The following is an 11,098-nucleotide window of genomic DNA, read 5'->3' as shown; positions in this document are numbered from 1 at the left end:
GAACATTTGATAATTTAAGTAATCAAGAACCGAAGTTCTTGGCACCTTCATCAAACGCCCACACTTATCGACTGTTAATTTTTAAAGAACTTTATTCGGTGCTTCATCTGCCGTTTGCTTCGAATCGTTTTGTTCGCTGCAGCAGAGGAATGAGATTATGCTCGACCAGCTGAGCTTCGTCAACAGCTTATTTTTCAGTTGTGTGACAAATCTGGCGCGATGTCTGCACCGAACTGCCTCGCTACTCGCGCAGCGTGACGGTCGTGTAGTTCGGGTCGGCCTTGATCTTCTCTTGCGTGAAGGGAAGGCTTGGCCAGCTCTTGCGCGAATACAGCAGCGTCTGGTCGGCATACCACGGCGAAGCCGGGTCGACCGACTGCCCATACGTCAGCATCGCCTGCGCCACCGGCCCCTGCTCGTCGAACGTCACGGTCTGCAGATAGCTCTGGCCCCAGTGCGCGCCGACATAGCCTTGTGCCGTCAAGCCACTGCGCATCGTCAGTGATCCATACGTACCTTCCTGATTACCGTTGCCGCCATGCAGTGGGATCCGCACGCCATTGCGCGATTCGACCTGGTAGTCACCCAGGCGGCCATCGAGTAGCACCCCGAGCGACTGCAGCTTTTCCGCCGCTGTCCTGAGCGCCGCCAGCATGGCGGGCATAGCCGCCGGCGCCACGCCGGCCGGCGTATTGACCGGATCCGCCGGATCGAACGGCCGTGCCCATTTGTTCGGGATCGCTGTCGCCACTGCCCAGAATTCGCGGAACAGCACCGCGCCCCGGCTATCGAGATCGGCGCGCCGATCCCACGCTTGCAGCGTCGTGCAGGCTTGCTGCATCAGCGTGCTGCTCGCGCTACTGCAGGCGGTCAACAACTCGGGCAACACCAGCTCGGCCGCATAGACGCGGTTCGAGAACGCCAGCGCCTGCATGTCAGCGAGGGTCAACTTGTTGCGCTGGGCCAGCATATCCTCGACCTGGCGGAACCCGATCCGCGTGCGCAGACTTTGCTCGGCGTTCACCCGCCCATACAGCGGCGAATAGCCCAGCGGCGCCGGACCAGTGAGCAATGCCTTCGGATTGGTCAGCCAGTAACTGTCATTCGAATTGCCGACGTAATCGGTGCGCATCATCCACGGCGCCGTCGCCGGTGCGTAAATGCCGGCCGGCGCGCCCACATCCTGCCCCCAGCCGCAGCTGCTCTTTGACCCGTCGAACAGCAGCGCCGCCTGCAGCAAAAGGCAACCGTTGACGAACTTGTCCGCATTCATGTGCGGCACGACACTGGCGTCCGCATACAGCGTATTGCCATCGCGGTCAGCCGCCACCGTGTTCACCCATGGCAGCCCCACCACCTTGTCGAGTGAAGCCTTCAGCGTGCGCACACTGGTGGCGGTGCCGATGCCCAGCCACTGCTCGAGCATCCGGGTATTGCTGCGGTTGGGGTCGGCCAGCACATACGCGGCCTGCGCTGTCCAGGTCAGGCCCGCCGCCGGCCGGCTGATGACGGCGCCCTGGTGGCTGAAATAAAAGGTTTTGGTGCGCCGGCCGACCAGGCCGTCGGGCAGCAGCGCCTCGACCGTCACCGTTTTCGACGTCATCGTGCGCCGCGCCCCGTCATACAGATAGGTGGTGCCAGTGGCGTCGCCGGGATCCAGCGCCAGCCGGAAGGTGGTGAAGTGATTGGCGAACGTGACCGTGTGACTCCAGGCCACGTCGCGGTTGAAACCGATGACGACGGCCGGCACGCCGCCGATGATCACGCCCATCGCATCGTAGCGCCCCGGCACGGTCAGGTGGGCCTGATAGAAGCGGTCGGTGGTGGTCCACGGATAATGCGGGTTGCCAAGCAATAGCCCGCGCCCATTGGCGGACAAGTCCTTGCCCACCGCCAGCGCATTGCTGCCGAAACCTTGCCGGTTGAGCAGATCGAGCTGCGCGACCAGCGACGACGCGTCGATCTTGCGTGGTGCCGCCTTGGCCAGCGTCACGGGTGCGCCGGGAACCCGACCAGCCGCAACGAAGTCGCGGGCAAAGGCCTGGCCCGATGCGTGCAGCGCTTTTTCTGCCACCACCAGCATCATGTCGTCGAGCGAAATCGGGCGCACCCATTTCGTGTTGGCACACGCCGCCGGCAACTTGCTTCCCGCATCCTTCAGGTAACGGTTATAGCCTTCGACATAGCCTTCAAGCAGGTCGCGTGACTCACGCGCGCCGCTGGCATACCCCGCACGCAATTGCTCGATGTCGAGGTAGCCCTTGAAGAAGAAGTCGCTGTCCTCGTTGTTCAGGTCCATGAACCCGCTGCCGCCGCCATACTCGTCGCCGGTACGCTGGCGTGGCCGCGCGTCGGCGCCAAAGAACAGCGAGCGCTCACCGCGTACGGTCAGCACCGCATCGGCGAACATGCAGACATTGTCCTGGGCATAGGCATACGCCAATCCATACCCGAGGCTGCGGAAGTCGTCGGCCCGCACATGCGGCACACCATGCGCGGTGCGGGCGACGTCGACGTTGATGCGGGCAGCGGTGGCTGGGGGCGGCGGCTGAACGGCCGGATCGTCATCATGATCCCGACCACAGGCGCCCAGCGCCAGCACGAGTGAGATTGCAAGGAGGCGACGGTACGCAGCAGGATGACGACGTTGCATGAGGGACGCTTTCTGCGGCGGGCGCCGCGCGATCGAACCATAACGAAGTAAAACTAATGCAATACTTTAATCTTAAAATAGTTCCAACGTGCTATTTCTCTCGCATTGGTGCGGCATCGACGCGACAAAAGCGGCGCTCCAAAGCAAAAAAGCCCACCAGACACCTGGTGGGCTTTCTCTATATAACTAGCCTGACGATAAACTACTTTCACACTGGTTGCAGCACTATCATCGTCGCAAAATCGTTTCACGGTCCTGTTCGGGATGGGAAGGGGTGGGACCGATTTGCTATGGTCATCAGGCATAACTTGCTGGAAAACTGTTCCTCTACTGGGCAACAGGCTTCCTGAATTCCGGCTCGCATTCTAACAAGCAATTTCCGATACCGCCAGCTTTATCGCACACCCCATCAAAAACGCGGCAACGCCTGCACCGGGCCAGCCTGCAAGCCCGCCTGGCGCATTGCCACCTGCACGGCATCGATGCGCGCGGCCATCGACGGATGCGACGCCAGATAATGCAGCACGGCCGGTGTCTTGCCCTCCTCACGCTGCAAGGTGGTGAACAATTCGGTGGCGCCGCCAGCATGACCATAGCGGCATTGCAGGATAGCCAGTGCCTTCGCATCTGCGGCAGCTTCGCGGCCCCGCGAATAGCCCGACTCACCCAGATGCTGCGCCGGCGCCAGCACGCCCGCCGTCCCGCTACCGTCGCCCGTGAGCACGGTGGCAGCGGCAATCAGCACCAGTCGCCGGCCAACTGCGCGCAGATGATCGCGGTTGGCCATATGCGACAGCTCATGGGCCAGCACGAACGCCATCCCGTTTTCGGATTGCACGCTGTCGAACAGCGCCGAGAACATGATCACCACGCCGCCCGGCGCCACCATTGCATTGGGCGTGTCCGAGCGGTTCACGCGCACCGTGACCGGCCCGCTGACGCCAGCGCAGCGGCGCATGCCATCGACCAGCTCCTGGGCCCACGCTTCGCGCGTGCGCATCGCCGGCTCGCTCGCGGGCGGCGTCCATGCCACCATCTGCGTCAGCTGCGCCTCGGTCTGCGGCCCCATGCGGTCCACCACCACATCGACCAGCCAGCCCAGCACCAGATAACCGACCACCACCGCCGCCGACAGCGCGGCCAGGATCAGCACGAAATCCTTCAGAGGATGGCCGGGCGTGACGTTGTCGTTGTGTTCGGGCAGCGACGCCTGGTACTTCATGGTGCGGCGCTCTGTTCCACGTAATAGATGGCGGTGCCGTAGGCCAGTACCTCGACGCCATTGATCTGCCGCTGGTTGCCGGTGAGCGGCATCGTTTCGAGGCGCACGTTGACGATCTCGTGGGCACCCGGACAGCTTTCCTTCAGGCGCAGCACTGCTTCACGCTTGGCGCGATCAAGCAATGTCTCGTACGACTGCACCGGCCCACCCACCAGCGAGCGCAGCGCCGAGGCTGCCTTCTTGAAGTGATCGACGGCCACCACCACGCTGCCCGTGACCAGCTCGGTGCGCGCCACCGGCCCAGACCCAAGCAATGTCTTGAGCGACGTGGCCGGCAAGTGCAGCCACGTTTTTTCCCTGGCAATGATGGAGCGGTAATGCCTGGATTCGGCCATGCGTCCGAACACATAACCAAGTGCGATCGGCACCGACCAGAAGACAATCAGGAAAATTAAGTCCATCAGCCCACCGTCACTGCAGTGCCGTAGACATAGATCTCGGCGGCACCGGCCGCCACCGACGAGGTCGAGAAGCGCACATTGACGACGGCGTTCGCCCCCATCTGCGTGGCTTGCGCCTGCATGCGTTCGGTGGCCTGCGCGCGCGATTCTTCCAGCAACTCGGTGTAGCCCTTGAGCTCGCCGCCAACCATGTTCTTCAGTCCCGCCATGATGTCGCGGCCCACGTGCTTGGAGCGCACCGAGCTGCCGGAGACAACGCCGTGGCACGCCGTGATGGTCTTGCCCGGAACGGTTTCGATATTGGTCATGAACATGGAAGGCACTTTCTAAAGAAGGAGTCTTCGATTGTAGGCGCCGATCTTTATTAGAAGCAATGTCAACTGCATAGTCGCGCGAATGACTGCAGCATCACAGTAAAATACCGCCTTCAAATCCCCTCCTCCTGCCGCCACCATGTCGATCCTGCTCACCACCCTGAATGCCCGCTACACGCACGCCTCGCTCGGACTGCGCTACCTGCTGGCCAATATGGGCCCGCTGCAGGACCAGACCCGCATCCAGGAATTCGTCACCGGCGCCAAGACCGCCGACCTCGTCGAGCGCATCCTGGCGCACGCGCCGCGCATCGTCGGCTTCGGCGTGTATATCTGGAACGTGGAAGAAACCACGCGCCTGGTGGCGATGCTCAAGCGCGTCGCACCCGCCGTGAAGATCATCCTGGGCGGCCCGGAAGTCTCGCACGAGACCGGCGAGCAGGAGATCGTCGGGTTGGCCGACTATGTCATTACCGGCTGGGGCGACGTCACGTTCCCCAAGCTGTGCGGCGAGATCCTCAATGGCCCGAAGCCCTTGATGAAGATCCACGCCGGCGTGCAGCCGCCGATGGACGCCATCGCCCTGCCCTACGCGCTGTACAACGACGACGACATCGCCAACCGCACCCTGTATGTGGAAGCCTCACGCGGCTGCCCATTCAAGTGCGAGTTCTGCTTGTCGTCGCTCGACAAGACCGCCTGGCCGTTCCCGCTCGACGCCTTCCTGGCCGAGATGGAAGCAATGTACGTACGCGGCGCGCGCCTGTTTAAATTCGTCGACCGTACATTCAACCTGAACGTCAAGACGAGCCTGCGCATCATGGATTTCTTCCTCGACAAAATCGCGCAGTATCCGGACGACCCGATCTACGCCCACTTCGAGCTGGTGCCCGACCACCTGCCCGATGCGCTGAAGGACACCATCGCCAAGTTCCCGGCCGGCGCGCTGCAGTTCGAGATCGGCATCCAGAGCTTCAACCCCGAAGTGCAGGCGCTCGTGAGCCGCCGCCAGAACAACGAGAAGGCGGCCGAGAACATCCGCTGGCTCACGCAGCATGCCACCGCCCACCTGCACGTCGACCTGATTGCCGGCCTGCCCGGCGAAGACGTGGCCAGCTTCGCGCGCGGCTTCGACCAGCTGGTGGGCCTGGGCGCCGAAGAAATCCAGTTCGGCATCCTCAAGCGCCTGCGCGGCACGCCGATCATCCGCCACACCGAAGCCTTCGGTATGGTCTACGACCCGTACCCGCCGTACACCGTGCTGGCGACGGACAAGATCGACTTTGCGACCATGCAGCGCCTGGTGCGCTTTGCGCGCTACTGGGATCTGGTGGCCAACTCGGGGCGCTTTGCCAACACCACGCCGGTGCTGCTGGGCGAGGCGCCATTCGACAACTTCATGGCGTTTTCGGACTGGATCTACACGCGCACCGATGCGACACACCGCATCGCGCTGGATCGTCTGGCCAAGCTGGTGGCCGAGTACCTGCAGGTGCGCGGCATGGCGGCGCATGAAGCGGCCAGCCTGCTCGCCAGCGACTACGCCGGCAAGGTCGATGCGCCGGCACGCACGCCGCAAGCGGTCGCGGGCACGGTCCCGGATACGGCGCGCGCGGTGGCCCCGTCACGCCAGGCGCGCCACCTCGCAGCCTGATCGCGCAACCAACAATGTGGCAGCAGGCGCGATTCTCTTTTACACTGCCGCAATGCAGATTGAAAATGCGCCAACATTAACCATTCAACAGGCCGCCCAGGGGGCGGGCCAATCTGTCATCGCCAGCGGGGTCTGGCAAGTCCACGGCCTGTCGCAGCACGGTATCTTGAAGGGCATCACGCGCCAGCTCGCGGGCCTGAAAGACAAATCCGCCTGCACCTGGGATCTCTCTGGTGTCGATAGCCTCGACCACATCGGCGCCCAGATGTTCTGGAATACCTGGAACAAGCAGCGCCCACCGCGCCTCACGCTCGACCCACGCCAGGAAGACCTGTTCAAGCGCATCGAAGCAGCCAGCAAGATCACACTGCCGCGCCAGCGCGTCAGCCCCTTCGACTGGCTGATCAAGCTCGGCGCCGGCATGCTCGACTTCTTCGCGCACCTGCGCAGCTTCATTGGCCTGATCGGCATCGTGGTCCAGGACCTGTGGCGCTTTGCGCGCCGCCCGGCTACCGGCCCGTGGCGCGAAATCTCGGCCAATATCTATCACTCGGGTTTCCAGGCGCTGGGCATCACGGCGATCGTGGGCTTCTTGATCGGGATCGTGCTGTCGTTCCTGTCGTCGCAGCAGCTGCGCATGTTCGGTGGCGACGCCTACCTGGTCAACATCCTCGGCATGGCGGTGATCCGCGAACTGGGCCCGCTGCTGGCCGCGATCCTGGTTGCGGGCCGCTCGGGCTCATCGATCACGGCGCAACTGGGCGTCATGCGCGTGACCGAAGAACTCGATGCGATGCTGGTGATGGGCGTTTCGCACGGCTATCGCCTGATCCTGCCGAAGGTGATCGCGCTGGCGATCTCAATGCCCCTGCTGGTGGTCTGGACCGATGCGATGGCCCTGCTGGGCGGCATGGTGTCGGCAAAAATCGAGATGGGCATGTCGTTTCGCTACTTCCTGCAAAAGCTGCCTGACGCGGTGCCGTTCGTGAACTACACCATTGGCCTCCTCAAGGGCGCGACCTTCGGCGTGCTGATCGCGCTGATCGCTTGTCACTTCGGCCTGCGCATCAAGCCCAATACCGAAAGCCTCGGGCGCGGCACCACGACCTCGGTCGTCACCGCGATCACGGTGGTGATTCTGGCCGACGCGGTCTATGCAATCATCTTCAGCAACACGGGATTCTGATGGCGGACACCCAAGCACAATCCCCCCAGCGCCTGAACCTGCGGCCCGACGAAGATGTGGGCAAACCCGTCGTCGAGATCCGCAACCTGTGGACCCGCTTCGGCCGCACCGTCGTGCACCAGGACCTGAACCTCGAGATCTACGATGGCGAGATCCTGTCGATCGTCGGCGGCTCGGGCACCGGCAAGACCGTGCTGCTGCGCCAGATGCTGGGCCTGGAGCGCCCGTCGCAGGGCAGCGTGCACGTGTTCGGCGAAGACATCAGCGCGGCCAAGCCGGAGCAGCTGCAACGCATGCGCAACCATTGGGGTATGCTGTTCCAGCAGGGCGCGCTGTACTCGGCGCTGAACGTGTTCGACAACATCGCCCTGCCGATGCGCGAGCTGCATGCGCTGCCCGAGGACGTCATCCGCGACGCGGTGCTGCTCAAGATGGACATGGTGGGCCTGGGGCCGGAACACGCGGCCAAGATGCCGTCCGACCTGTCCGGCGGCATGGTCAAGCGCGCAGCACTCGCACGGGCACTGGCGCTCGAGCCACAGCTGCTGTTTCTCGACGAGCCGACCGCAGGTCTGGACCCCGACCTGTCGGACGCCTTTGTCACGCTGATCCAGACGCTGCACCGCGAACTGAAACTGACGGTGGTGATGGTCACGCACGATCTGGACACGCTGTTCGCGCTGTCCTCGCGCATCGCGGTGCTGGCCGAAAAACACGTGCTGGCAGTGGGGCCGTCGTGCGACGTGCTCAAGGTCGAGCACCCGTTCATCAAACACTTTTTCCTGGGCCCGCGCGGCCAGCGGGCACTGGAAGTGCTCGACGAGCGCCGGGCCCAGAACGAATCGGAGACACACTAGTATGGAAAACAGGTCACATGCGCTGATGACCGGCATCTTCACGATCGCGCTCTTGGTGGCGACGGTGCTGATCGGCCTCTGGTTCAACCGCGACAAGACCGAACTGGTGCAATACGAGATCGTTACCACGCAGTCGATCCCCGGCCTGAACCCGCAAGCGACGGTGCGCTACCGGGGCCTGGAAATCGGCCGCGTCGACACCATCGACTTCGATCCGCGCGTTACCGGCCAGATCCTGATTCGCCTGTCGGTCGACGAAGCCTCGCCGATCACCAGCACCACCTATGCCTCGCTTGGCTACCAGGGCGTGACGGGCATCGCGTTCATCCAGCTCAATGACGAGCGCACCGGGTCGCCGCGCCTGGCCACCGGCGGCGAGCGCATTGCCCGCATCCCCCTGCGCCCCGGCCTGCTCGACCAGCTCGAAGACCGCGGCCTGGCAATCCTCGACAAGGCCGAAAAGATCACGACCAGCCTCGACGAGCTGCTCAGCCCCGAGAACCGCGCCACGATGCTCGGCGCGTTCGAGAGCGTGGACCGCGCCGCCGACGCCTACGCGGCAATCCCGCAGCGGCTCGATCCGGTGCTGGACCGCTTGCCGTCACTGATCACGAAAGCCGACCGCAGCATGGACTCGATCGACACGCTGGCCACCAGCGCCACATCGATGACGCGCAACTACGACAACCTGGCCACGCGCCTGCAAGCGCCGGATGGCCCGATCGAACGCCTGAACAGCACCATCGGCGCGCTCGGCGCAGCCACCAGCGAACTGGAACTGGAGACGCTGCCGCACGTGGTGCAGATGACCGACGAAGCACGCGCCTCGCTGCGCGCCGTGCGCCGCACCGCGAATTCGTTCTCCGACCGCCCGCAAAGCATCCTGTTCGGCACACCGGGCGATGCGCCCGGACCGGGCGAGCCGGGCTTCGCGCCCCCGACCAAATGAGGACCACCGTGAATTTCCGCCCCTACCGCCTCGCCGTTGCCGTGACCGTTGCTGGCGCCGCGCTACTGGCCGGCTGCGCCAGCAACAAAGGCGCGCCCAATACCATCTATGACTTCGGCGCGCCATCGGTCCAGCTGTTCACGGCTGCCAATCCATCGTCGCAACTGCCTCCGATCGTCGTGATGGACGCCACCGGCGGCGCTGTCCTCGACAACGAGCGCATGGTCTACCGGCTGAACTACGCCGATCCGCTGCAAGCCCGTACCTACGCCGGCAGCCGCTGGAGCGGCACACCGCTCGACCTGGTCACGCGGCGCCTGAAGGTGCGCCTGGCGCAGGCCGGTGTCACGGTGCTGTCGGCCACCGACGCCGCCAACCGCGTGCCGATCCTGCGCATCGAGGTCGACGACTTCGTGCACGCTTTTTCGAGCACCAGCGCAAGCGAAGGGCAGATCCTGCTGCGCGCGTCGGTCCTGGCCGACCATCGCCTGGTGGCCCAGAAAAGCTTTGCGCACAGCGCACCTGCCCCAAGCCAGGACGCCGCCGGCGGCGTGGCCGCACTGGCTGCCGGCACTGACCGGATCGCGCTCGATCTCAAGAACTGGCTGTCGACCCTCGACCTGCAGGGCAAATGAGCGACGAGGCCATCTCCGCCGAAGTCGCAGCCGGGCGCTCGCGCGGCTCGCCGATCGTGCGCGCCGCGCTGATGGCGTATCTGCTCCTGATCATCTACGCCAGCTGGTTTCCGTTCACCGGCTGGCGCGATACGGGCGTAGCGCCGCTGGCATTTTTGAACCTGGTCAAGCAGCGCTACTTCACGGGCTTCGACGTCGGCGTCAATATCGTCGGCTACATCCCGTTCGGGATGCTGCTGGTGCTGTCGTTCTATCCGCGAGTGCGCGGCGTCTGGGCGGTGCTGCTGGCCGCGCTGATCGGCATCTTCACCACCGGCGTCATGGAAACGGTGCAGAACTTTTTGCCCAGCCGCGTGCCGTCGAACCTCGACTTCGTCACCAATGCGGGCGGCGCGCTGCTCGGCGCCGTGCTAGGCGCCCTGTGGGCGCCTGGCCTGCTCGATCGCAGCCGCCTGTTCAAGCTGCGCCAGCGCTGGTTCGCGCCGCATGCGAGCCAGGGCCTGGTGCTGGTGGCCATGTGGCCACTGGCGCAGATCTACCCGCAAAGCTATCTGTTCGGCCATGGCCAGGTGCTGCCGATCGTCTCCGGCTGGCTGTCGTCGTGGTTCGATACCGACATCGACCTGGTGGCCATGCTGCGCCCCGGCGTGACGATGAGCGTCGAGCAGTACTGGCTGTCCGAGACCATCATCACTGCCTGCGGCATGACCGGCGCGGCGCTCACGCTGATGTGCCTCGTGCGGCGCGGCGCCCCGCGCTTCTGGCTGATGATCGCTCTCTTGGGGTCGGCGCTGGCGCTCAAGGCGTTTGCCAGCTCGCTGCTGTTCCGACCCGACAACGCGTTCGTCTGGGTGACGCCGGGCGCTGAAGGGGGCTTTTTGATCGGCATGATCATGCTCTCGGGCCTGGTCTTTGCGCCGCAAGTAGCGCAGCGGCGTCTGGCGGTGGTGACGCTGATACTGGCGCTGGTGGTCGTCAACACGATTCCGGTGAACCCATATTTCTCGTCCACGCTGCAGGGCTGGGTGCAGGGAAAATTCCTGAACTTCAATGGCGCGGCATGGTTCCTGTCACTGAGCTGGCCGTTCTTCGCGCTCTGGTTCCTGCTACTGCCGTCACATAAACTCAATCGCCAGTAAGATAATACTTCTGCCTTTTTCGACGAGA

Annotated in this window: 10 protein-coding genes and 1 rRNA gene; 6 read left to right on the top strand and 5 right to left on the bottom strand. The window is 64.0% G+C overall.

All coding sequences use genetic code 11. From position 1 onward, the window contains the following. Positions 1–241: 241 nt before the first annotated feature. The 5 genes from HD842_RS13850 to HD842_RS13830 form a co-directional block, all read right to left on the bottom strand. Positions 242–2,653 carry a penicillin acylase family protein gene (locus tag HD842_RS13850; RefSeq protein WP_183555254.1) on the bottom strand — a complete coding sequence of 804 codons (2,412 nt, stop codon included), beginning with the start codon at positions 2,651–2,653 and terminating at the stop codon, positions 242–244. 189 nt (positions 2,654–2,842) lie between these two features. Next, positions 2,843–2,955: ribosomal RNA gene (gene rrf, locus HD842_RS13845) — 5S ribosomal RNA — on the bottom strand. A gap of 107 nt (positions 2,956–3,062) precedes the next feature. Continuing rightward, the gene (locus tag HD842_RS13840; RefSeq protein WP_183555253.1) at positions 3,063–3,875 is read right to left on the bottom strand and encodes a M48 family metallopeptidase; all 813 of its coding nucleotides are present in this window, start codon (positions 3,873–3,875) and stop codon (positions 3,063–3,065) included. Then, positions 3,872–4,336: a YbjQ family protein gene (locus HD842_RS13835; RefSeq protein WP_183555252.1), complete on the bottom strand. Its 465-nt coding sequence runs from the start codon at positions 4,334–4,336 to the stop codon at positions 3,872–3,874. Before HD842_RS13835 ends, HD842_RS13840 begins: the two co-directional genes overlap by 4 nt. After that, positions 4,336–4,650 (bottom strand): YbjQ family protein, encoded by a 315-nt coding sequence (locus HD842_RS13830; protein WP_183555251.1) that lies wholly within the window; start codon positions 4,648–4,650, stop codon positions 4,336–4,338. Before HD842_RS13830 ends, HD842_RS13835 begins: the two co-directional genes overlap by 1 nt. A gap of 139 nt (positions 4,651–4,789) precedes the next feature. On the opposite strand from HD842_RS13830, the gene HD842_RS13825 reads away from it, so the two are divergent. The 6 genes from HD842_RS13825 to HD842_RS13800 are packed head-to-tail and all read left to right on the top strand — an operon-like array spanning position 4,790 to position 11,070. Beyond that, the gene (locus tag HD842_RS13825; protein WP_183555250.1) at positions 4,790–6,304 is read left to right on the top strand and encodes a B12-binding domain-containing radical SAM protein; all 1,515 of its coding nucleotides are present in this window, start codon (positions 4,790–4,792) and stop codon (positions 6,302–6,304) included. A gap of 52 nt (positions 6,305–6,356) precedes the next feature. Continuing rightward, the gene (locus HD842_RS13820; protein ID WP_183555249.1) at positions 6,357–7,490 is read left to right on the top strand and encodes an MlaE family ABC transporter permease; all 1,134 of its coding nucleotides are present in this window, start codon (positions 6,357–6,359) and stop codon (positions 7,488–7,490) included. After that, positions 7,490–8,347, top strand: coding sequence for an ABC transporter ATP-binding protein (locus HD842_RS13815; RefSeq protein WP_183555248.1), 858 nt, complete (start codon positions 7,490–7,492; stop codon positions 8,345–8,347). The genes HD842_RS13820 and HD842_RS13815 overlap by 1 nt, the downstream gene beginning before the upstream one ends. Before the next feature lies 1 nt (position 8,348). After that, a complete protein-coding gene (locus HD842_RS13810; RefSeq protein ID WP_183555247.1) occupies positions 8,349–9,296 on the top strand; it encodes an MlaD family protein in 948 nt (315 codons plus the stop codon). 8 nt (positions 9,297–9,304) lie between these two features. Further along, positions 9,305–9,931, top strand: a complete 627-nt coding sequence (locus tag HD842_RS13805) for an ABC-type transport auxiliary lipoprotein family protein (RefSeq protein ID WP_370660836.1) — start codon at positions 9,305–9,307, stop codon at positions 9,929–9,931. Then, positions 9,928–11,070 (top strand): VanZ family protein, encoded by a 1,143-nt coding sequence (locus HD842_RS13800; protein ID WP_183555245.1) that lies wholly within the window; start codon positions 9,928–9,930, stop codon positions 11,068–11,070. The genes HD842_RS13805 and HD842_RS13800 overlap by 4 nt, the downstream gene beginning before the upstream one ends. The last annotated feature ends 28 nt before the right edge of the window (positions 11,071–11,098 follow it).

Origin of the sequence: Massilia aurea (assembly GCF_014200505.1) — a bacterium.
In the GTDB taxonomy this organism is placed as follows: domain Bacteria; phylum Pseudomonadota; class Gammaproteobacteria; order Burkholderiales; family Burkholderiaceae_D; genus Telluria; species Telluria aurea_B.
Note: the sequence above shows the minus strand (reverse complement) of the source record. Positions and strands in the feature narration are given on the sequence as shown.